This is a genomic window from Ekhidna sp., assembly GCF_965247405.1.
Taxonomy (GTDB): Bacteria; Bacteroidota; Bacteroidia; order Cytophagales; family Cyclobacteriaceae; genus Ekhidna.
The window spans coordinates 97,836-121,105 of the sequence record NZ_OZ252014.1 but is presented as its reverse complement, the minus strand read 5'-3'; the positions used below and the strand labels follow the sequence as shown (position 1 = coordinate 121,105).

Genomic DNA, 23,270 nt, shown 5'->3' with positions numbered 1-23,270 from the left:
TGATTGGAGCTGCAAAACTAAATTTAAATGCTCTTATTCAGTAAGAGATTCATCATTTTACAATATGACCGGAAAAGGTAGTGTTGGCTCGTCCGGCATCAACAGTGGAAGTTGGACCATCATACCTGATGTACACTCTATTTCCCTCTTCTAGTTTGATCGTCTTGGCAACAGCAATTGAGTTTACTTCTCCATTATGAGCATAGAGCTGAGTTTTTGCGACCAATGACCCATCCAGACTTCCTGTTTCGTCTGAATCAACATAAATCGAAATGGCAGCAGCCTGATTGGCAGCAAAAGTAACGGTGAGATGAGCGTCAAAATGATAATTCCCATCTTTTGGAGCCTTAAAATAATGTCCGCTGGAATAGAAGTCATTCCCATCTTCGAAGACAACCTGATTAAACCCAATCGGACCACTTGAAATATAACTAACAGATTCATCCAGAAAAGCTTCAAATGCAATTGATTCCGCATACTCGTTAAAGGCGTTTATTAAACTTGACATATTAGCGTAGAAATCTGCATCTGTAGTGAATACATCATCAAGATCCTCTGATAGTGTTCCGCCCGCATCTGTTAATTCAAGAGAGGTTCCATTGAGATTCATGCTGGTGTTGAGTTCGTTGGTAGCATCCTTATCGAGATCAAGGGCTTCACTGTCGCTGATGGCAGTAGCTAACTCTGTGTCGGTTGCGAAAGTAGGATCCAGGTCTACGCTCAGTGTTCCACCTGCATCGGTAACCTCTACGGATGTACCTGAGAGTTGCACATTGGTGTTCAGTTCATTGGTAGCATCCTTATCAAGATCAAGGGCTTCACTGTCGGTAATGGCAGTGGCTAACTCTGTATCCGTAGCAAAAATAGGATCAAGATCGACGCTCAGTGTGCCGCCAGCGTCGGTGATTTCTAAAGAAGTACCTGAAAGCTGCACATTGGTGTTCAGTTCGTTGGTAGCATCCTTATCGAGATCGAGTGCTTCACTATCGCTGATGGCTGTAGCTAACTCTGTGTCTGTTGCGAAAGTAGGATCGAGATCGACGCTCAGTGTTCCACCTGCGTCGGTAACCTCAACGGATGTACCTGAGAGTTGCACATTGGAGTTGAGTTCATTGGTAGCATCCTTATCAAGATCAAGGGCTTCACTGTCGGTAATGGCAGTGGCTAACTCTGTATCCGTAGCAAAAATAGGATCCAGGTCGACGCTCAGTGTGCCGCCAGCGTCGGTGATTTCTACAGAAGTACCTGAAAGCTGCACATTGGTGTTCAGTTCGTTGGTGGCATCCTTATCAAGATCGAGCGCTTCACTGTCGCTGATGGCAGTAGCTAACTCTGTGTCTGTTGCGAAAGTAGGATCCAGGTCGGTGCTCAGTGTGCCACCTGCGTCGGTAACCTCAACGTATGTACCTGCAATTTGCACATTGGAATTGAGTTCGTTGGTGGCATCCTTATCAAGATCGAGGGCTTCACTGTCGCTGATGGCAGAAGCCAACTCCGTATCGGTAGCAAAAGTAGGATCAAGATCGACGCTCAGTGTGCCGCCAGCGTCGGTAACCTCAACGGATGTACCTGAGAGTTGCACATTGGTGTTCAGTTCGTTGGTAGCATCTTTATCAAGATCGAGTGCTTCACTGTCGCTGATGGCAGTAGCTAGTTCTGTATCCGTAGCAAAAGTAGGATCCAGGTCTACGCTCAGTGTGCCACCTGCGTCGGTAACCTCAACAGATGTACCTGAAAGCTGCGCATTAGTGTTCAGTTCGTTGGTGGCATCCTTATCAAGATCGAGGGCATCACTGTCGCTGATGGCAGTAGCTAACTCTGTGTCTGTTGCGAAAGTAGGATCCAGGTCTACGCTCAGTGTTCCACCTGCATCAGTTATTTCTAGAGAGGTACCTGAAAGCTGCGCATTGGTGTTCAGTTCATTGGTAGCATCCTTATCAAGATCGAGAGCTTCACTGTCACTGATGGCAGTGGCTAACTCTGTATCCGTAGCAAAAGTAGGATCCAGGTCTACGCTCAGTGTTCCACCTGCATCGGTAACCTCTACGGATGTACCTGAAAGCTGCGCATTGGTGTTCAGTTCGTTGGTAGCATCCTTATCAAGATCGAGAGCTTCACTGTCACTGATGGCAGTGGCTAACTCTGTATCCGTAGCAAAAGTAGGATCCAGGTCTACGCTCAGTGTTCCACCTGCATCGGTAACCTCTACGGATGTACCTGAGAGTTGCACATTGGAATTGAGTTCGTTGGTGGCATCCTTATCAAGATCGAGGGCTTCACTGTCGCTGATGGCAGAAGCCAACTCCGTATCGGTAGCAAAAGTAGGATCAAGATCGACGCTCAGTGTGCCGCCAGCGTCGGTGATTTCTACAGAAGTACCTGAAAGCTGCGCATTGGTGTTCAGTTCGTTGGTAGCATCCTTATCAAGATCAAGGGCTTCACTGTCGCTGATGGCAGTAGCTAACTCTGTGTCGGTTGCGAAAGTAGGATCCAGGTCGATGCTCAGTGTGCCACCTGCATCGGTTATCTGTACGGATGTACCAGACAACTGGGTACTCGTATTTAACTCATTGAATGGATCTTTATCTTCATCCAGGTTTGATAGGGTTTCAATCGATTCATCCACATAATGCTTGGTAGCTCCATCCTGATTATCTGTAGGATCTGAGACATTTGTCAGTCTATTATCACCCACGTTTACATTTGTAACGGCAGGAGCAAAGCCACTCAGAGGTATCTGATTCTTATTCAAATCTTCATTCTCGATCGATTCATCAATTATTTCAGCTGAGCCGATTACGCTTTCATTTATCTGAAAACTGGCACTCTCAATTGAAATATCACCAGTGACCGGTACACCTTCAGCCTTGTTATTGGTGTTTCCAACAAAGACATGATCTTTAAGTAAATGAGAGGATTGAAATTGTTCTCTGGAAGCCCACTGTGTATTGCCACTGGCATCAATGATCAATACCTTATTAGAATTCCCTTCTGGATTCAATTTTGTTATTCGGATGGTTCCGTTTGCAATGTCCTCGTTCAAAATGGAAAGGTTTGTAATATGGTCGGAAGTGATAAGTATTGGAGTTTCAATCACTCCAATGGTCCTTCCTTTGGAATCTATCGTAAGCTTCAAAACTGTGAACTGATTTCCATAAGTATCCGGGGTGATTCCTACGTCCTCCAGCTTTGTTCCTGTGACCGAGAAATCGGCAAGCTTATTAGTGGTGACTGCATTATCTGAAATTTTAGATGTTGTGATGCTTTGTTCCTGCAGTTTAACCGTTGAAATAGCCCCGTCACTTACTTTTTCTTCTGTGATTGCATCATCGCGTATGAGGGGGTTGGGATACGTACCGGTCAAATCGCCTCCGGCATTTTTTTCATTGATGACTCCCAGGCCGGCATTCCAACGGTTGTTATTCCAATAGTAAAATAGGTTTTCTTCACTGTCATAAACCATTAGTCCATTATCAACAAAGGATAATTGGCTTTGCATACTTATCCTGTGACTGGACGAAAATCTAGGTACTAAGAAGCCTTGATTTGATTGTGGAGAAACGAGTTCAAGGACTGAATTGCTGTTTGGACTATTTGTATTAATACCCACATTATTCTGACCTACGCTCGAAGCAGGCGCAATCAATGCAAGTACCAAAATTGTTAGGTTGATGGTTGGTTTCATGGTACATTAATACTCACCATAGAGTATCTGTAATGGCGATAGTAAAAGCTTATTTAAATCATATAATGCGTTATTTACTTTGAGTAATTGTGGTTTTTAGGTGTGTATGAAAATTATAAAAACCAATGGAGAATGAATCCAATTAATATCAAATTAATCCATTTAAAATCATTTTTCCTCTATCGATTCAATAATAATATTGTTATAATACAATTTTAAAAATATGATAATATGAGATTGACGAAGAAGAAAGCAACGGATCAATTGCGAACGTTTATTTCTGTGTCATCTTTTCTCGGTTCCTTTTTGATGTAATCGATCATCTTACAAATCTTCCAGTAACATTCTGTTTCTCCAGATGACTCAGCACAATTAATATCCCTTAGGGCTAAAAACAAGGCTTTTTGGGTAAAATTACCCACAACTGGGTATTGACTTTGGTAGGGAGTAGAACGAACTTTAACTATCCACCAATCCATACCATTATGGAATCTTCCAGTCACCCATTCCTAAAAGCAGCATGCTTCGTGCTGCTAGTTGCATTCTTGCTTCCTGAAATAGCATCATCCCAGGTAAAAGCACGAGGTATCTCCAATCGGGGCGATATGTTAGAGTTCCTTGAATTGCGTGTGGTTGAGACAGATGCTACTTTGAAATTCGCAACATCTACAGTTCCTTTTGATCGACCCTTTTTTCTGAAGATCAGAAGAATCAAACAGGGTACTCCGGGAGCTGTTGCCGGATGGTCTACCAACAAAGTAGATACCACTCATATCATAAAAGATACGGCTGATCTCAAAATCACCCAGACAAACTCATTTCTCAGTGAAAAGGAAGTAATAGATAACAGCCAAAGGAAGCCGGCAGCCACCATCGAAAGTGTCTATCTGATCCGAACCACTGAGCGAGCGATTCTACCCAAGAATCAGATGCTGGGTAATGACTATAAGATCAAGATCAATGAGAATATTTATTCATCAGGTAATCAAGAGGGTAAAGTCTATCAGGAAAGCACCACTTCCGAATTTGTATTTGTAGAGATTCCCAACCTGAAACCAAATAGCAGCTACCAGCTGGAAATTGAGTGGAGCAGCAGTGGGAGATTAGAAAAAGAGATCTACTATTTCACCACGGTTCCGGCGAAGCTGGAATCACGAGCCAAAGAACGACTCACGCCTCAATTTGGAGTGGCGAATGTAATCTTCAATGGTGACCATTCATTTTACAAAGTCAGCCTGGTCTTCGGGGTTTACTACCAGATACGGCCGGTTGATCCCGACATTCCTGTGCGGAATTATGCGGTATTTTCTACTCAACGAGTGTCTTTATTGCTGGGGGTCACCTTAAATAGCCTGTCTTCTGATACTCGCGGGAATCTACTGGGAAGCAGTAACCTGATGCTGGGAGCAGGTTACCAGGCATTTGATGGTGTGCGATTCTCTGTAGGACAGGTGATATTCACAGACATAAGCAATGAAAATGGATCGAATGATCAGAATAAAGACCTTTCCTCCACGCTGTATGTTTCTGCTACCATTGATCTAGAACTACAGGATTTGTTTGGAGGGGTTATTTCTGCACTCGGGTTACAATGAAAATAAAGTGTCGGATTAGGATGGAATACCACTAATCAAAAACTATATAAGTTTTCCTGTTGGGTTCAGTAGCTTTGATTCATTCAAAATTCAATCTAAACCTATCCCTATGAAACGATTACTATTTATACCAGCAATACTATTTGCGTGCATCGCTTATTCACAAGAAAGCATCGATTTAGATGCCATTGAAAAAATCAAAAAAGAAGGTCTGGAGAACTCTCAGGTAGAACAGATCGCTTTTGAACTCATTGACAAAGCGGGTCCTCGATTGTCAAACTCACCAGGATATGAGCGAGCGGCAGCATATGCCATCAATCAACTGACAGAGTGGGGGCTGGAAAATGCGCAGAAAGAAGCCTGGGGAGAGTTTGGCAGGGGATGGGAGATGAACAAAAGCTACCTGGCGATGACCAAGCCATACTACCTGCCTTTGATCGCTGTGCCGAAGGCATGGACCGGCAGCACGGATGGGCCGGTTACAGGCAATGTGCAGTTTGTTGAGATCAACAGTGAAGAGGATTTTGAAGAATACAGAGGAAAGCTGGAGGGAGCGATTGTGGCATTCAAACCCAGAGGTGATCAATCTCCCACCTTTGAAGCAGATGCTAAGAGATACACCGAGGAACAACTGGACGAGATGACAGAGCCGCGTGTGGAGAGCAGCGGATGGACACCCGAACAGATTGCAGCCTGGAGGAAGCGTCGGGCTTTCAGTGAGACGCTAAATAACTTCCTGACAGAGGAAGGTGTCGTGCTGATCATCAAAGGAGTGAGAGGGCGACATGGCACCTTATTCACCACCAGCCCACAAGGATATAAAAAAGATACGCCTGTTGGGATTGCAGAGCTGGAAACGGCACCTGAGCATGTAAATCTGATGGCACGCCTTGTGGAAAACGGAGTGGAAGTAACAGTAGAAGGAGAGGTGAAGACTACTTTCAATGAAGATGACCTGCAAGGGTACAACGTGCTGGCAGAGATTCCGGGAACAGACAAAAAGCTCAAAGATGAGGTGGTGATGCTGGGCGGTCACCTGGACTCGTGGCACAGCGCCACAGGAGCAACAGATAATGGTGCCGGATGTATTGTGATGATGGAGGCCGTGCGCATCCTTCAAGCTGCCGGTCTAAAGCCAAAGAGAACCATACGAATTGCCTTGTGGGGTGGAGAAGAGCAGGGGATCTATGGCTCACGTAACTACGTGAAAAACCATTTCGGTGACTCAGAAACGATGACACTGAAGAAAGATCATAGCAAGATATCTGCATATTACAATATCGATAATGGGACGGGTAGGATTAGAGGAATCTACCTCCAGGGTAATGAGGAAGCAGGTCCCATCTTTGAAGAGTGGTTTAAGCCTTATGATGACATCATGGAAAACACCACTGTTACCGCACGCAACACTGGCGGGACAGATCACCTTGGTTTTGATGCTGTGGGCATACCAGGCTTTCAGTTTATCCAGGATCCGATTGAATACAGCACCCGCTCGCACCATACCAACATGGACACATACGAGCGTCTGGTGATCGATGACCTCAAGCAGATCGCTACCATTGTGGCAGGGTTTGTATATAATACGGCCATGCGTGATGAGATGCTGCCGAGAGAGGAGTTGGAGGAAGTAGCATCTGAGTAGGACAAAGTTCTGGAAAAATAAAAACCGAAGTTTCAAACTTCGGTTTTTTTATTCATTATCTGCCCCGGATAATTAGTCGATATGTTTTGGTTTTAAACTTAAAGGCCCTAAGCAATATTTAAAACCCTAAGTCAAATTCCCTGATCACACGATATTTTATTGCACCAGTCTTTCCGGTACCAGCTTGAGAACCGTTGCTAAAACTTTGAAACCAACCATTATTTACGTTGAATTGAGTTGAAGTCCAATAAGAATTAGAAAAGATTTCTCCACCGCTAGCCGTTAGTACCGCATTTATTGCTTCCCTATTCAAATAGATCTCGTACATCTCATCCTTACTTGGTACAAACCAATCGCTAAATCCATTTAGTGTTAGGTTCAAGGCTGTGATAGCGAGGCTGCCTGCTTCAGAACATGCTGCTGCCATTGCTTCCGTATTTGTTTTCCCGGTAGTTATTGCGGTACCATTGGCTGCAGCAACATCTGTACCTGAGCAGCCCCATGGAGCATTACCTTGCTCTGTTGTTGAGCAAACCAGACCATGGTTGTTATCTGCTGGGTCTACCCAAAATATCACACCTCCATAAGCGAAATCACCTATTTCATTTACATTGTTCAGATTGATAGTTACGGTGAGGGTTTGATCCACGGTCTCGCCACTGCTCTCATTATTAACCGAAATGGATGCCGTGATGACCGGGTTGGTTTCATAATCAAAAATTTCTGGAGTCCTGACTGTAAGTTCCCCATCGAATTGATCTATGTCCATTGCATTAGCCGGAGTTTGAGATATTATGAAAAAGCTCAAATCACCATCCCCGATTACCGGAACAAATCCTAATGATTGATTGTCAGATGCATTTTCATCAATAGTAGACTCATAATCCTCGACACTCAACTCATTTACATTATTGAGATTAATTGTAATTGTAGCTGGGTCAGAATCATCAGCTCCCACGGTAGCTGTAAGCGTCTGGTTGACTTCAAAGTCGAACAGTGAAGCATCTGCCACAGTTATTTCACCAGTGCTGGCGTCTACATTCATGGCACCATCTGGTGATTGGGAAGTTATGCTAAAATTCAACACTCCACTTCCGTCGGTTTGAAGTGTACCTAAAACCTGTCCGTTGGTTGGGTTTTCATCAATATCAACGGAAAAATCCTGAATGGTAAGCTCATATACATTAGTGAGATTAATCGTAATTGTTGCTGGTTCAGAATCATCAACTTCCACGGTAGCGGTGAGCGTCGGATTGACTTCAAAGTCAAACAGCGAAGCATCTGCCACAGTTACTTCACCAGTGCTGGCATCTACATTCATGGCTCCATCTGGTGATTGGGAGGTTATACTAAAATTCAACGCTCCACTTCCGGCGGTTTGAAGTGTACCTAAAACCTGCCCATTTATGGGATTTTCATCAATAGTTACCTCCAGACTTTGAGTTGTCACTTCACTTACATTTATCACGCTAATGGTAACGGAAGCACTATTCTCAGCATTCTCCGCAGAGATAGTTGCTGTAATAGTTGAATGGGTCTCAAAATCAAATAATGAAGCATCCGCTACAGACACTTCGCCAGTACCCGCATCTACGCTCAAGGCACCAGAAGGTGTTTGGGAGGTTATGCTAAAGCCAACACCAACACCGTCGCTCGTTATGGTTCCTAAAACCTCGCCATCTGCCGGGTTCTCATCTATTGTCAGTTCCAAATCCTGGAGATTGACAAGGCTCACTTGATTGTCATCATCCCCACAACTAATGGTTGAAAATGCCAATGCTATAATAAATAGATTGATGATTTTAAGTTTGTTTTTCATGTATTTAACTTTTTTATTGATTTTGCTCCAAATGCTTAATCTATAGTCAGGTTTTCCTGGACTTTCGATTAAGGAATAAGGGATGAACAGCTCAAAAATGGGATAAAGAGGTAGGGTAGAGAATAGTCAACCTATAAGCGTCAGCTATCAATTCATATGTGCTGCAGATAAACCCAAAAGTGAATTGAGTAGTAACTAGAACCTTGTAGAAACACTAGCTTGAGTGGAGAATGCTAGTGGCTGTTGTATTCAAGGAATGTTTTGATAAAAGCTTCTTTTTTGCGAGATGACACGGGGATTATCGTTCCATTTTTCAGGTGGATAATACCTGATTTATCGTACTTATCGATAAACCTTAAATTCACCATGAAAGATTGATGGGGTCTTACAAAGTGGATATTGGCAAGCTTTTCTTCATATTCTTTCAATGGCTTGGAAGCTATGTGTTTTTGTCCATTGGACAGATGAAAAGTAGTATACCCTTTATCTGATTCACAGAATAGTAGTTCTTGCAAATCTATTACCTGGAAGCTGTCGCTAAGCGATAAGACCAAAGTGGCATCTCCTTGGAGCCAGACCTTCCTGGCTTTTTCTATTTGTGCTTTTTGCTTGGCTAGGGGCAGGGCTTTGATTTTTTCTAGCGCTGATTCCAGTTCGTCAATATCCACAGGTTTCAGCAAATAATCTACAGCACCTATTTTCAAGGCTTTCAAGGCGTATTCCTCATAGGCAGTAATGAAGATAATCTTGAAATCAAGTTGTTCAGTCTGATCAAGAAAATCAAAACCAGAGCCATCAGTAAGATTAATGTCCAGGAAAACAAGATCAGGTTTGCAAACATTGGCGACTACCACAGCCTCTTTAACAGAGCCACATTCACCTATTATTTCCACATCAGTTTCAATTGTCTGCAGCAGATTTATCAGGCCTTTTCTAATGTAAGCTTTATCCTCTATCAACAATGCTTTCAAGATATCCGAAGTTTTTTGTGTGGTATTAACAAAGTTACGATGGTTCCCCTGTCACCATATATCGATCTGTCCTCAATAGTTACAGAACCATTCATCTTAAAATCTTTTGATATCAGGTTTAATCTTTCTGATGTGATAACGGTGGCCAATGATTTCTTCTTTTTCCTTTTGTTTTCTTCTTGAGAATTGATTCCAATGCCATTATCGGTTATAAAAGAAACCAATTCCCCGTTCACATATTTAATCTGCACTTCTATTCTTCTCCTTTCTTTCCAATCTTCGAAAGCGTGCTCAATCGAATTTTCAATAAATGGCTGAATGAGCATAGGAGGGATTTCAATCAATGATGTTTCAATAGATCCATCAATATCAATAGAGTAATCATATTGATTATTCTCCAGGTTCTGAAGAGCCAGGTAATTTTCAACTGCTATTATTTCTTGTGAGAGCAAGACCATCTTATCGCGAGAGTTTTCTAAGGTGATCCGCAGTAGTTTTGAAAATTTGGATAGATAGCTGACTGAGTTTTTTTGCTCCTTATTTAGTATCATACCCTGAAGCACAGATAGGGAGTTGAAGATGAAATGAGGAGTCATCTGAGAGCGCAACAGCTTCTGCTCAGTCATGATGCTCTGATTTTTTAGCTTAATCGCATTGAATTTCTGATAGAAGATCATCGAGCCAGATAGGATGGAGAGAACTAGAATACCAATTATGGCCCACAGGTAATTTTGTCTGGATTGGGCCAGATCCTGAGATGTGGTCAATACGGTTTGGGTGAGTTTTAGCTCGCGGATACTTGCAGAGTCCAATGCTTGTTTGTACTTGTACTCATATTCTAGTTGGGCAATTTTTTCAATATTCTCCTTATTAAAAAGGCTGTCATTCAATAATTTGAATTGTTCCAGATTTTTGAGCGCATCCTTATAATTGCCTGCAGCCTGATAAATCTTGAAAAGAATTTCCGAAGCTTCTTTTTGATCTTCAAGAAAGCCAGACTCTATGGAAATTTCCTTTGCTTGTAGCGCGTTGCTCAATGCCTTAGAATATTCTTTTAGATCGACATAGGTTCTCGCCAATCCAAGATAAGCACTGCAGATGGCTTGCCTACTATCACTTTCTAGACCGCTTTTCTTTGCCTCCGTGAAGTATTGAATCGCTGTGCTGTATTCCTTCAATGCCAAATAAACCGAGCCAATGTTATTTTGAATAAAGGGAATATTACTGCCTGCACCAATCTCTTTACTTATTCTTAAAGCATCGGCATAGTGACTGAGAGCAACCGTGTAATCTCCATTTTCCTCATGGATCATTCCAATGCTATTTAATACTATGGCAATTCCTTTTCTATTGATCCGCTCATTTATCTCTAAAGACTGTTTAAAGTACTCCAAGGCTTTATCCCTGTTTTTCTGAGTCTGATAGACATTCCCTATGTTATAGAGGTTATTGATAATACCTAAACTATCCCCAAGCTTTTCATTCATGAACATGGATTGTTTATAGTGCTCCAGAGCCAGTGGATAGTTCCCCTGTTTCTCATAAACTGTACCCAAATTATTTAGACTGTAAGCGACCCGCTGTTCATTCTCATCTGCTTCAGCGATAGCAAGAGCTTTTTTCAGATTTGAAATGGCTTCATCAAATTCTCCTAAATCCTGATGGACGGCTCCCAAATTGATGAGCGGTACAGAAAGATTTTTGCCTCCTATTTCTTCTTCTATCTTGAAGGCCTCAGAAAAGTAGTGTACGGATTTCTTTAGTTCTCCAGTATTCTTATAGGCTATCCCTATTGCATTGTAGCAGCCGGCTATCCCAGGTTTGAAATCAATGCTTTCATACCAACTCAGCGCCTTTTTGTAAAAGTTCAATGCCTGATCAAAATTCGACTGTATTGCCTCGGTTATGCCTCGGATATAAATGCTTCTGGCCTTTCCCTTTTCAAAATGAATAGCATCAGCTATTTCATCAGCTTCATCTAAATATTCAATGGAGGTGGTTAGGTCTTTACTGAAATAGGAAAAAGCCAGCTCATTTAAAAGATTCACTCGTGTGGTATCCTTTTCGATATGTAATGACAGTTCTGCTTCAAGACTATCGATTTTGGAGATTTGCGCTTGCAAGGCACCACCAGCGATAAGTAGGAAGCTAAGCAAGAAAAACCTGGAGGAGTAAAATGAAAGTTGGGTTCTATATCTGATTTTCAATTTTAGCTGATTTATTAAGCATAAAGTAAATTCGATTCACTTCCCGATACAAGGTTTACTGAAGATATTCGCTAGTATTGGCATCCTCGTGATTTTGCCGTTTTCGCCGTTCCAGCGATTGGGGTGGTGAGTATTCATAGTTACTTGCGCGTGTCATCCTGAACTTGTTTCAGGATCTGGGTTAGTGCGCTGGCTTCCTCAATTTAGATGAACTCACCCCCAGCCCCTCTCTTTACAAAGAGAGGGGGGTTGAATTTGCAAATAAAAGCGTGTCATCCTGAACTTGTTTCATGATCTGGGTTAGTGCGCTGGCTTCTTTTATGCAGAATCATCTACAATCGTCCGAGCCACCGCATACCCCGTTTTCCCCGTTCCAGCGATTGGATGCTATCCTCACTTTAAAGAAAAGGTGGGAAGGAGAGTATGGTCGGAGAGGGAGGTATTTCTAAGTCTTAAACAAATGGACCGAGATTGCTTCAGTCGTACCTCCTTCGCAATGACGGAAACAATATTTATTACCGTCATCGCGAGCAAAGCGAAGCGATCTTATTCATGCTTGCAAGTAATGTGCGTGTCACCCTGAATGCAGTGAAGGATTTGAGATAGGGGTGACGAAATGTGGATGACCTCACCCCCAACCGAACCGTCGGACCGCCCTCTCCAAAATGGAGAGGGGAGTTGAATTCTACACATAAAAGCGTGTCATCCTGATCGCAGTGAAGGATCTGGGTTAGGGGTGACCACTCTGGCCTTGGTGGCCAATACTTTTTGCTTGATCGTATGACTCTGCTACAGACGATTGTTTCCTCATTTTTGTCTTGATACAAAAACGAGGCAAAAAAATCAAGGCTGATTCATTAATGGCTAAAAATGCTTCATAAAGCCTAAAACCCTCGAAACTCGCTGCGCTCAAACAGTCGAGTCTTTTTTTACGGCTTCATGCTTCATTTTCTTTACGCCATTTCTGAATAGGCCATTGTTCGCCGTTCCGGCGGTAGGATTAATGAGTATTTCATAGCCGTAGGCTATTGGATATTCAAGAATGGCCTTAAATCATGAGCGTTAAGAAAAATTGAAGATGGAAATCCTAAATGCAAAACCACTGCTTGAAGCCGACATAGGAGGCGAGGTTTGGTTTTGCGTGTAGAATCAATTCAATTTCTTAGCGAAGGATTTACAGCCTTGATTTTAGTCAACTTTTTATCAAGAAAAAGTTGAAGCCATAGCGGCTTGAGCGTAAGAAGAACAAAATAAAAAGGACGTATGGACTTTCAAAGAAAAGTATATACTGTCACGCAGTGAATGATCTGGGTTAGAGCATGCGAACCGCCACCCAATTACGTAAAATTTTAACCCCATTTCCTTTTGCTCATTTCAGGTCTTCCTTTACTTTTACTAAAAATATTAGCAATATGATAATAACCAGAAAAAGCGAAGGATTGAATGAAGAAGAATGGATGAGACGGGTGACGAAGCTCTACAACGAGCGACAAACCCTCTTTCCCATTGCGTATGAACCATTGAAACGATTGTATGACCAGGACTACAGCATCGAAGAGGCGCTGCTGAAGGACCTGACCAAGGGACACATGTATGCCTTTATGGAGCTACACATCAAACACGAATTGGGGGAGTATACCACCACGTTTCGGACGGATGAACAGGCGAAGCAGTTTTTCCAGAAATTTCCCGAAATTAGGAGGGAACTAACCCTCTGACCCATGTGCTACGATGCAGCCACCATGGCCAAAAAGGCCAAACACTACGCCCAGCGATACGGCGATACCGATATGTGGGAGCAAGTGAAGATCAAATACCCGGCGATGTACCACCTCAACGGGTTTGATGAACCTGACCTGCCGGTGATCACCAATGAGCAGCCCGACAGGGTGAGCCTCCATCATTGGGCGTTTGTGCCGTTTGTGTATGCCCCGCAGATCCATGGACGGCCCATGAACACCCTCAATGCACGGAACGACAAGATTTTTACTTCCTCCAGCATCTACCGCGAGTCTGCGAATAGCCGCAGGTGCCTGGTGATGCTGGATGGCTTCTTTGACCACCACAAGAAGGAGGGGATAGCCTACCCACACTATGTGCGGCTGAAGACCGACGAACCCTTCCTGGTGGGTGGCCTGTGGCAGACCTTTCAGGACCCGAGGGACGGCATCCCGATAGATACCGTGACGCTGGTGACCGGCCCGGCCAACAAGGAGATGGCGTGGGTGCACAATGAGCCCGCCTACTCACCCGACTCCCGCATGATCTTTATTGTGCCAAAGGAGCACGATGAGTTATGGCTGCACGGCACCCCGGAAGAGGCTGCCGAAATCATACAACCACTCCCTGACGGGCTGCTGGAGTACTACCCCTGCCAGCCGATCAAAGACAACAAAAAGCTGAACCGCAAATACTCCGGCAATGTACCCGAGGTGCAGCAGCGCAAATACTACCCTAAGCTGGAAGAAATACAGGGTGGGTTGTTTTGAGTATGCCGCTCATGTAAAAGCCTATTTTACTTGCTTATGAGGTATGTGAGATTGTGAGGGAGGTTTTGTAGATTTATGTGCTTTTTGTCACCGCTTAGTCTAACCAATGAAGCACAACGAAGATACTCGTGTCAAAATCCCTACGATTCTGCATCTGACCAGACTGGGATACAAGTATCTGACGCTTAAGGGTGCTAACTGGGACAAATCAACTAATATTTTCACTGACCTCTTTAAAGATTCGATTGGGCGAATAAATCCGGAATTGGATGCTGGTGATATTTCCAGAATCTACGATGAGCTATCTCTTGACTTGGAGAATGAAGATTTAGGACGTGTTTTCTATCGGAAGTTGATAGATCGAAATACGCCTCGACTGATTGATTTTGAAGATTTCAATAATAACAGCTTTCATGTAGTAACCGAACTTCCTTGCGTCAAAGACGATGAAGAGTTCCGGCCAGATGTGACCATCCTTATTAATGGAATGCCGCTAGTGTTCATCGAGGTGAAAAAACCCAATAACCTGGAGGGTATTCAAGCTGAGCATAAGCGAATAGAAAAGCGATTTCAGAATAAGAAGTTCAGGAAGTTCATTAACCTAACGCAGCTCATGATCTTTTCCAATAACATGGAGTATGATGATGAAGCACTGCAACCATTACAGGGAGCTTTCTATTCCAGTACAGCGTATAATAAGCCGGTTTTTAACTACTTCCGGGAGGAAGATACTTTCAACTTCGATTCGCTACTCAAGCCATTGGAGCCTGAAATTGAGGATTCTATTTTGATGGACACCAACTATGTTGGTATCAAAAACTCGGCAGAATTTCAAACCAACAAGGATCATGATACTCCAACCAATCGCATCTGCACTTCTTTACTTCAAAGGGATAGGTTAGCGTTCATTCTTCAATATGCCATTACCTATGTAGAAGAGGACCAGGGTAAGCTGGAGAAACACATCATCAGATACCCTCAGCTTTTTGCGACAAAAGCGATTGAGCAGAAACTAGAAGAGGAAGAGAAGAAGGGAATTATCTGGCATACACAAGGTTCAGGAAAGACAGCACTATCGTACTACAATGTTCGATACCTCACAGACTATTTTCAGAGGAAAAAAGTCATTCCCAAGTTTTACTTCATTGTTGATCGAATTGATCTGGCCGAGCAAGCAGCTAAGGAATTTCGTCATCGTAACTTATTAGTTCATGAGATTAGTTCTCGGGATCAGTTTGTAAAGGATATCAAGAATACGACCGCACTGCACAATACCTCGGGTAGGCCGGAGATTACTGTTGTGAATATTCAGAAGTTTAAGGAGGATAAGGATGTCGTTCGAAACACAGATTATAATGTGAATATCCAGCGAGTTTATTTCCTGGATGAAGTGCATCGGAGCTATAATCCCAAAGGGAGCTTTCTGGCCAACTTAAATGAATCAGATCCGAATGCAATTAAAATAGGATTAACAGGAACCCCGCTTTTAGGGAGTGATTATAACTCCAGGAGCTTATTCGGTAGCTACATCCATAAGTACTATTACAACAAATCCATTGCAGATGGCTATACACTTCGGCTGATTCGAGAAGAGATTGAGACAAGCTACAAGCTGACTCTAGAGAAGGTGTTGGAAGAGGTAGAACTGCTCAAAGGAGATGCAGACCGTAAGTTCATTTATGCGCATCACAAGTTTGTGGAGCCTATGCTCGATTACATTATAATGGATTTTGAAAGGGCACGCATGACAAATGGAGATAGTTCGATTGGAGGGATGGTGATTTGTGATTCTTCTGATCAGGCTAAGAAGATGTATGAGATTTTTGAAGAAAAATATGCTGGTGGCGTTCGGGATTTACCACTTGCAGCAGAGCCATCCGGCAATTACGGAGATACCAAAACGGAAAGCTATAAGGTAAAATCAGCTGCCCTCATTTTACATGATATTGGTACCAAGGAAGAGCGTAAAGAGTTGGTACGTGATTACAAGAATGGCAAGATTGATTTTTTGTTTGTATACAACATGCTGCTCACAGGCTTTGATGCGAAGCGATTGAAAAAGCTCTATCTAGGCAGAGTGATTAAATCTCACAACTTACTTCAGGCACTAACACGTGTCAATCGAACCTATAAGGAATATCGGTATGGGTATGTGGTCGATTTCGCTGATATCAAGAAGGAATTTGATAAGACCAACCAGGCATATTTTAATGAGTTGCAAGATGAGCTTGGAGATGAAATGGAGAGCTACTCTAAGCTTTTCAAATCACAAGATGAAATCAACCAAGAGATTGATGAGATCAAGGATGTACTCTTTCATTTTGATACGCTGAATGCCGAAAACTTCTCCAAGCAAATCTCCCAGATCAATGATCGGACAGAGATGTTGAAAATCACTCGAGCTTTGAACAATGCTCGGAGTTTGTATAATCTGATCCGACTTTCCGGGAATTATGAACTGCTTGACAAGCTCGATTTTCAGAAGTTGACGGTTCTTTCTAGGGAGGCTAATAATCGTTTGGCTAACATCAATCTGAAGGAAACCCTGGAGAAGGGAGATGAAACTAGAAATCTTCTCAATGTGGCACTGGAAGACATTCTTTTTGCATTCACCAAAATCAGTGAAGAAGAAATGGTGTTAGCCGATGAATACAAGGAGATGCTTCGAAAAACCCGTGAGGCATTAGGTGGTAACTTTGACCCAGCGGATCCAGAATTCATTTCACTTAAAGAAGAATTGGAAAGGCTCTTCAAGAAGAAAAATCTGAACGAGATTACCAAAGAGGACATGGAGGAGAATATGAAAACATTGGACTCCATTCATTCAAAAGCCAAAGAGCTGGAGCGTAAAAATCAATTGTTGAAGGCGAAGTATGCGCATGATGAAAAGTATGCACGATTACATAAGCGATTGATGGAAAAAGATCCCTTGACTGAGAACGACTTAAAGTTATTTGAAGCTTTGAGTTCGCTGAAAGAGAAAGCGGATGAACACATATTGAACAACTCCAATATGCTGGATAATGAAAGCTATGTAGAGAAGATGATGATGCGGTTGGTGGTACAAGAACTCAAAAACCATCATCAGCTTGATTTGTCAATTGAGAAAACGAAACGAATTAACACCTTATTGGTGAAGGAATATTTAGATGAATATCAAGGAAGTGCAGCATGAGTACAGTAGAATTTGAAAAGAAAACAAAGGAGCTGATTGATGGGCTTAAGAGTGTATGCGCTCAGCATGGTCTCGGTAATGATGGCAATGAGTTTAAGGTCATCACACAAGTATTCTTATATAAGTTTCTGAATGACAAGTTTATTCATGAAGTAAAGAAGCTAGATAAAGCTATTGCCAAAGCAGAAAACTGGGATGAAGCGCTGAAGGCCAAAAGTGAGGAAGAGTATGAGTTTCTCATGCTCCAACTGGATGAGAATACCGCACGAATTGAACCGGATCATTTCATATCATCTTTGTTTGAGAGACAAAACGAACCGGAATTTGCCAAGATATTCGACGACACATTATTAGATATAGCAAAGGTCAATAGTGAGCTGTTTTCTGTGCTAACCAGTGGGGGAGAAAAGGTTAGACTATTTGACAAGCTGAGCAGTTTTGTTGAGGACAATAAAGATGAGTTTTGTAGGGCACTTCTCAATAAACTGGTTGGATTCAGTTTCGAGCATATCTTCCATGAAAAGTTTGATTTCTATTCCACCATTTTTGAGTATTTGATCAAGGATTATAACTCCAATAGCGGGGGTAAATACGCTGAGTACTTTACACCTCATGCGGTGGCTAAGATCATGGCCAGGTGTTTAGTAAATGTGGATGTGAAGAATGTGAAATGCTACGATCCATCAGCAGGATCCGGGACACTGCTTATGAATCTGGCACACCAGATAGGCGAAGATCGATGCACCATTTACTCACAAGATATCTCGCAAAAGTCCTCTCACTTATTACGATTGAATTTGGTCTTGAATGGCCTTGTACATTCCATCCCTAATATTGTCAAGGGGAATACGATTCAAAGTCCCTACCACAGAACCAAAAGTGGACAATTGCAAGAATTTGACTTTATCGTATCGAATCCTCCGTTTAAGTTAGACTTTTCAGAGTATCGAAACGAGCTTGATGTAGATGCAAACAGTGAGCGCTTCTTCGCCGGAATACCGAATGTGCCAAAGAAGAAGAAAGAGTCCATGGCTATTTATCTACTCTTTATTCAACACATTATGCATTCGCTGAGTGAGAAAGGGAAAGCTGCTGTTGTAGTACCTACAGGGTTCATCACAGCCCAGAGCGGTATTGATAAAAAGATCCGTGAGAAGCTGGTGAAAGAAAAGATGCTGGCTGGAGTCGTGAGTATGCCAAGTAACATCTTCGCTACCACAGGCACTAATGTATCCATTCTTTTTATAGACAAGGAAAACAAAGAGGATGTGGTGCTGGTGGATGCTTCCGGATTAGGAACCAAAGTGAAGGTGGATGATAAGAACCAGAAGACGGTTTTATCAGGTGATGAGGAAGACAAAATCATTGAGACTTTTAATCAGAAGGAAGCCGCAGATGACTTTTCTGTTGTTGTAAGCTATGAAGAAATAGAGGCGAAAAATTATTCGCTGAGCGCTGGTCAGTACTTTGAAGTTAGAATTGAATATAGTCACATTAGTATCCAAGATTTCGAGAAAAGGATTTCGGACTATGACTATAATCTTAAAGGACTTTTTAAAGAGTCAAAAGAATTGGAATCCAGTATTAATGAGCACCTTTCCAAGTTGAATTATGATCTTTAATAGTTCCAAATTCAATAAACATTGGCCAACTAAAAGATTGGATGAACTAGGAGAGTTTAATCGTGGTAAGTCAAGACATAGACCGAGAAATGATAATGCATTATTTGATGGAGGTATTTATCCTCTCATTCAAACAGGTGATGTAAAGGCGGCCAATCTTTACATAGAAAGTCATAGTGATTGTTATAATGAATTTGGTCTTAGTCAAAGTAAGCTTTGGCCGGAAAACACTTTGTGCATCACGATAGCAGCAAATATAGCTGAGACTGGATTGTTAAGATATCCGATGTGTTTTCCTGATAGTGTAGTTGGTTTCAATGCATATGAAGATGAATGTTCAGAAGTCTTCATGCATTATATATTCAACTACATCAAACAGGCAATTCAAGGTAGGATCCAGGGCAGTATTCAAGACAATATAAATATTGAATATTTAACTGGGCTCAGCTTTAAAATACCAGAAAAGGCAGAACGCAAAAGAATTGAACTATTCCTATCAGATCTAGACTCCAAAATCTCCCTTAACAACCGCATCAATCAGAAGCTGGAGGCCATGGCTAAGCTCATTTATGATTACTGGTTTGTCCAGTTTGATTTCCCGGATAAAAACGGCAAACCTTACAAATCCTCTGGCGGTAAGATGGTCTACAACTACCAGCTGAAACGTGAGATTCCAGATGGGTGGGGGGATGGTGAGCTTTCTGATATCGCCAATATCACTATGGGACAATCGCCCCCTGGTGAGTCATATAATGAAGAAGGAATTGGATCTGTTTTTTACCAAGGTTGCACGGACTTTGGTAGCCGTTTCCCATCAAATAGAAAATACACAACTGAACCTAGTCGATTTGCCAAAAAAGGAGATATTCTTCTCAGCGTAAGGGCACCAGTTGGGACCATGAATATTGCAAATGAAGACTGTTGCATTGGTCGAGGGCTTGCTGCTCTTAATAGTAAAAACAACTCGATATCATACCTCGATGGGGTAATGCAATATTTTAAGCAAATATTTGATCGAAGAAACTCTGATGGAACAACCTTTGGGGCAATCACAAAGGGAGACTTACATTCATTGAAAGTTGTAAAGCCAAGAGCCAGTGTAATTGAAGCATTTGAAAAAATCGCAAAGCCCATTTTCGAGAAACAAAACCTTATCGGCCTAGAAAACCAAAAGCTCTCCGAGCTTCGGGATTGGCTGTTGCCTATGCTCATGAATGGTCAGGTCACTGTCAGTGAGGCGAAGGAGTATGTGCAGGAGAGTGAGGTGAGAATGGCAGCTGAGGAAGGGGGTGGGTATGGGTAAATTGGAGCATTGGGTTGGTTCATTAATCCGAATCTCATACTTGTTGTTAGCAATTTCAGGTTTTGCTGTTTTAGGAATTATTATCACACTTTTTGAAATGCAAGACTTATTTGAAAAGTGGTTTGATTTTGCAATCCCAGGTTCATGGGAGGTAAACAAGAATTATGTTAATGGATTGCTTACTGTAGTTACAGGATTGTTTACAATAGCTGTTCCTCTTTCTATTCAGATTGTTACATCTAATGTAACCGAAAATTATCGAGATAGGGAATTACAGGACTCACTTTACAAAGAGTCCGATTATTTGGCTATGAAGCGAGTTACTATCATTCTAATCTTACTCACTATACTCTCTTGGATTGATATTTCGAATTCATATTTCAACCTCATTGCATTACTAATTACACTTGAAGCAATTCGAGTATTCATGCGTTTTTTGAAATTAATTGAGATATACTCAAGTGATTTTTTGTCTAAAGTTCTCGATCATAATAAAAAGATAATTGATGAGCTACTCTGAAAGCATATCGGAAACGCTTTCATATAGTCTGGAAAAGATTCAAAAGGTTCTTTCTGATAGAATTAGATCCAATGATTTAAGAGATATTTATAATGAAATACACTGGCTCAATGATGTTGTAAGTAGAGTTTTTAAGCTGGAGGAGATTGATTTTGACAAGTTTCGGGAAATTATTGATGCTGATAGAGTATATGATCCTGTTACTGCTCCTGATTGGAGCAAAGTAGAATGGGACCAAGTCGAGATTAGAAGAATACCGCAGGATGATCCAGATAAAGTCATACTACCAGTTGGTTCACCTAAGGGAAAGTATTATCGAGGCTTTCTGGATATAATCTTCCGATTGGGTTTTAATCTATGGGGGCTTGCCATTTCAATAAGAGAGCGTGAGTTAGGCAGGGAAATATCTCGATTTATGCTCAACTGCCTAGAACATGTTGCTCATATTAAGTCCAAAAAAATTGATAGATCAAGATTCGTTATTGATCAGTTAGGAATTATCTATCAAATTAATCGAGATGCTGTTTATAATTCAAGAAACGAGTGGGAGAAGGATTTGAGCTTCACTGTAGGTGTTACCCATTTTTTAGACATCATAAGGCGTGAAACTTTTCCAATTGAGCTTTCAAAGGAGTTTTTTAATCATCTATTTTTTAATATTCGTCTTTTGACAATGGAAAATGACCAGCTTTTCCGTGATTTGATTGGGCATTTAACAGATGGTCAGTTCATGGAAAACTGGATAAGCTTTCCAAGCAGTAAACTTTCACGCCTATCAATAACAGCGAGACAAAAAGAAAAAGACGATTTAAATGAAAGTATAGATTTCATTAATGATCTGAGGCTAAGAAAAATTAGAATAACTAAAGAGAACATAAACCTGGCCAATAAAAAGATAATTTATATCCATAATCAAATTAAGGATAAATCTAATCTTAGAATTGTTCTGACTGAAAAGGATGTCATTAATTTAAAGAGATGCTTGGATCAACTATATAAGGCTCGAAGTGTGCGGGATGTAGTTATTTACTCGCTTTGCCATCTTATTTTTCAGAAGAAGTACGACTTGGTTTTTTATGCATTCAAATACAATCAACCCGACGATTCAAATGCTACTTGGACAAACACAGAAATAGTGCCTACGTCAGATTTAGAACTGATGTACTTAATGGAGGATCAAGATACTATTGAGCAAAGGTTGATTGAACTAGGTTGGCCAGATCATCATGGGACAGGTCCTTATGTAAGACAACTAATATTCCTCGCCATTTTTTTTAATCAACGATTAAAAGGGTTATTCAATAATAAGGAAAGTGATCTAGGTAATGTTATAGAAAACTATTGTGGAAAGGATCTTGATAAGCTTGAAATAATCTCCAATCGATTATATGGAATTTCCAATTCTATAAAATCCTTTCAGGAAGATGACATTTATGAGTTCATCTACATGGAGTATCGTCTATGGGATGAGTTGAGTAAAAGATTAATGATCATTGCCGAAAGACTTAAGGGTAAAATCAAAAGAGCTCCTAAAGAATTAAATATTAAAGGAGAAGAAATTGAGGGTTTCCTCAATTCCACAAGTCAATTTATTGTAGAAAAATCTTTGATTTTTAATCTATTTGATAAGTGGCGCGTGAAGTCAAGAGGAAGAAAAGTAGCGTCATTGAGGTCGTTCAATGAGGAAGAGTTTAAAATACCAAGGAGCTATTTTCTAAGGAAGTCTAACAGTTACTGGAATTATGACCAAACTTGTTCCAGCACTTTTGCTAACAACTTTGACTCAAGGACCTTCAATCAACTTGATGAATATCTTGATCAAGGTGAACTATTGCATTCCACGTCAGTGAATAAATGGATTCAAAAACACTCAAAAAAGGAGCAAGCTATCATTTTTTCTGGACTGTCAAGTCTCTTTTTCTTTCATAATCAAGCAGAATTTGTATTGGAAGAAGATGAACTATCTGGTTTAAAAGGATACTATAAGGATTGTCCAGTTTTTGAAAAGTTGATCAATCATGAGGAGCATGCAGTAAGAATAATTGATCTAGAAAGCTTAAAAATGTTGAGGATAAATCCTGTGCCAGAAGGTTTTGATAAGATTGGGCGAATAGGTTACAAGTATTCCGATAAAAGAGATGAGGAGATTGTTGAGGTGACATTTTTAACCCAAGCTTATGTTGAATTAGCTTCTAAGGTAGGAGTAAAGGTGGATGTAGATACTAGTTATAAGGAATAA

Annotated in this window: 13 protein-coding genes; 9 read left to right on the top strand and 4 right to left on the bottom strand. The window is 41.4% G+C overall.

The annotated features are described in order from the left end of the window. Window positions 1-52: 52 nt before the first annotated feature. Complete coding sequence (locus tag ACP14Y_RS00540) at window positions 53-3,685, bottom strand: C1q-like domain-containing protein (RefSeq protein ID WP_424961019.1); 3,633 nt, start codon at window positions 3,683-3,685, stop codon at window positions 53-55. A gap of 404 nt (window positions 3,686-4,089) precedes the next feature. Between ACP14Y_RS00540 and ACP14Y_RS00535 the strand changes: the two genes are divergently transcribed. Next, complete coding sequence (locus tag ACP14Y_RS00535) at window positions 4,090-5,280, top strand: hypothetical protein (RefSeq protein WP_424961018.1); 1,191 nt, start codon at window positions 4,090-4,092, stop codon at window positions 5,278-5,280. A 109-nt stretch (window positions 5,281-5,389) separates the two neighbouring features. Beyond that, window positions 5,390-6,925: a M28 family metallopeptidase gene (locus ACP14Y_RS00530; protein WP_424961017.1), complete on the top strand. Its 1,536-nt coding sequence runs from the start codon at window positions 5,390-5,392 to the stop codon at window positions 6,923-6,925. 118 nt (window positions 6,926-7,043) lie between these two features. Here the strand turns inward: ACP14Y_RS00530 and ACP14Y_RS00525 are convergent, their stop codons facing one another. The 3 genes from ACP14Y_RS00525 to ACP14Y_RS00515 all read right to left on the bottom strand — a co-directional run bounded on the left by ACP14Y_RS00525 (window position 7,044) and on the right by ACP14Y_RS00515 (window position 11,922). Continuing rightward, entirely contained in the window at window positions 7,044-8,744 is a 1,701-nt protein-coding gene (locus tag ACP14Y_RS00525; RefSeq protein ID WP_424961016.1) for a hypothetical protein, read from the bottom strand. A 233-nt stretch (window positions 8,745-8,977) separates the two neighbouring features. Further along, complete coding sequence (locus tag ACP14Y_RS00520) at window positions 8,978-9,715, bottom strand: LytR/AlgR family response regulator transcription factor (protein WP_424961015.1); 738 nt, start codon at window positions 9,713-9,715, stop codon at window positions 8,978-8,980. Beyond that, window positions 9,712-11,922, bottom strand: a complete 2,211-nt coding sequence (locus ACP14Y_RS00515; RefSeq protein ID WP_424961014.1) for a tetratricopeptide repeat-containing sensor histidine kinase — start codon at window positions 11,920-11,922, stop codon at window positions 9,712-9,714. Before ACP14Y_RS00515 ends, ACP14Y_RS00520 begins: the two co-directional genes overlap by 4 nt. A 1,412-nt stretch (window positions 11,923-13,334) precedes the next feature. On the opposite strand from ACP14Y_RS00515, the gene ACP14Y_RS00510 reads away from it, so the two are divergent. The 7 genes from ACP14Y_RS00510 to ACP14Y_RS00480 all read left to right on the top strand — a co-directional run bounded on the left by ACP14Y_RS00510 (window position 13,335) and on the right by ACP14Y_RS00480 (window position 23,270). Beyond that, on the top strand, window positions 13,335-13,640 hold the full coding sequence (locus ACP14Y_RS00510; protein ID WP_424961013.1) for a hypothetical protein: 306 nt from the start codon (window positions 13,335-13,337) through the stop codon (window positions 13,638-13,640). A gap of 3 nt (window positions 13,641-13,643) precedes the next feature. Continuing rightward, entirely contained in the window at window positions 13,644-14,411 is a 768-nt protein-coding gene (locus ACP14Y_RS00505) for an SOS response-associated peptidase (RefSeq protein ID WP_424961012.1), read from the top strand. Between the two features lie 106 nt (window positions 14,412-14,517). Next, the gene (locus tag ACP14Y_RS00500) at window positions 14,518-17,586 is read left to right on the top strand and encodes a type I restriction endonuclease subunit R (protein ID WP_424961011.1); all 3,069 of its coding nucleotides are present in this window, start codon (window positions 14,518-14,520) and stop codon (window positions 17,584-17,586) included. Continuing rightward, complete coding sequence (locus ACP14Y_RS00495; RefSeq protein WP_424961010.1) at window positions 17,583-19,208, top strand: HsdM family class I SAM-dependent methyltransferase; 1,626 nt, start codon at window positions 17,583-17,585, stop codon at window positions 19,206-19,208. Before ACP14Y_RS00500 ends, ACP14Y_RS00495 begins: the two co-directional genes overlap by 4 nt. After that, on the top strand, window positions 19,198-20,511 hold the full coding sequence (locus tag ACP14Y_RS00490; RefSeq protein WP_424961009.1) for a restriction endonuclease subunit S: 1,314 nt from the start codon (window positions 19,198-19,200) through the stop codon (window positions 20,509-20,511). Before ACP14Y_RS00495 ends, ACP14Y_RS00490 begins: the two co-directional genes overlap by 11 nt. After that, window positions 20,504-21,031: a hypothetical protein gene (locus ACP14Y_RS00485; protein ID WP_424961008.1), complete on the top strand. Its 528-nt coding sequence runs from the start codon at window positions 20,504-20,506 to the stop codon at window positions 21,029-21,031. Before ACP14Y_RS00490 ends, ACP14Y_RS00485 begins: the two co-directional genes overlap by 8 nt. Window positions 21,032-21,374: 343 nt before the next feature. Next, the gene (locus tag ACP14Y_RS00480) at window positions 21,375-23,270 is read left to right on the top strand and encodes a hypothetical protein (protein ID WP_424961007.1); all 1,896 of its coding nucleotides are present in this window, start codon (window positions 21,375-21,377) and stop codon (window positions 23,268-23,270) included.

Bases quoted from the DNA above. Each gene is read 5' to 3' on its own strand.
- ACP14Y_RS00540 (WP_424961019.1), bottom strand. From the start codon at position 3,685: ATGAAACCAACCATCAACCTAACAATTTTGGTACTTGCATTGATTGCG.
- ACP14Y_RS00530 (WP_424961017.1), top strand. From the start codon at position 5,390: ATGAAACGATTACTATTTATACCAGCAATACTATTTGCGTGCATCGCT.
- ACP14Y_RS00525 (WP_424961016.1), bottom strand. From the start codon at position 8,744: ATGAAAAACAAACTTAAAATCATCAATCTATTTATTATAGCATTGGCA.
- ACP14Y_RS00510 (WP_424961013.1), top strand. From the start codon at position 13,335: ATGATAATAACCAGAAAAAGCGAAGGATTGAATGAAGAAGAATGGATG.
- ACP14Y_RS00505 (WP_424961012.1), top strand. From the start codon at position 13,644: ATGTGCTACGATGCAGCCACCATGGCCAAAAAGGCCAAACACTACGCC.
- ACP14Y_RS00500 (WP_424961011.1), top strand. From the start codon at position 14,518: ATGAAGCACAACGAAGATACTCGTGTCAAAATCCCTACGATTCTGCAT.
- ACP14Y_RS00495 (WP_424961010.1), top strand. From the start codon at position 17,583: ATGAGTACAGTAGAATTTGAAAAGAAAACAAAGGAGCTGATTGATGGG.
- ACP14Y_RS00490 (WP_424961009.1), top strand. From the start codon at position 19,198: ATGATCTTTAATAGTTCCAAATTCAATAAACATTGGCCAACTAAAAGA.
- ACP14Y_RS00485 (WP_424961008.1), top strand. From the start codon at position 20,504: ATGGGTAAATTGGAGCATTGGGTTGGTTCATTAATCCGAATCTCATAC.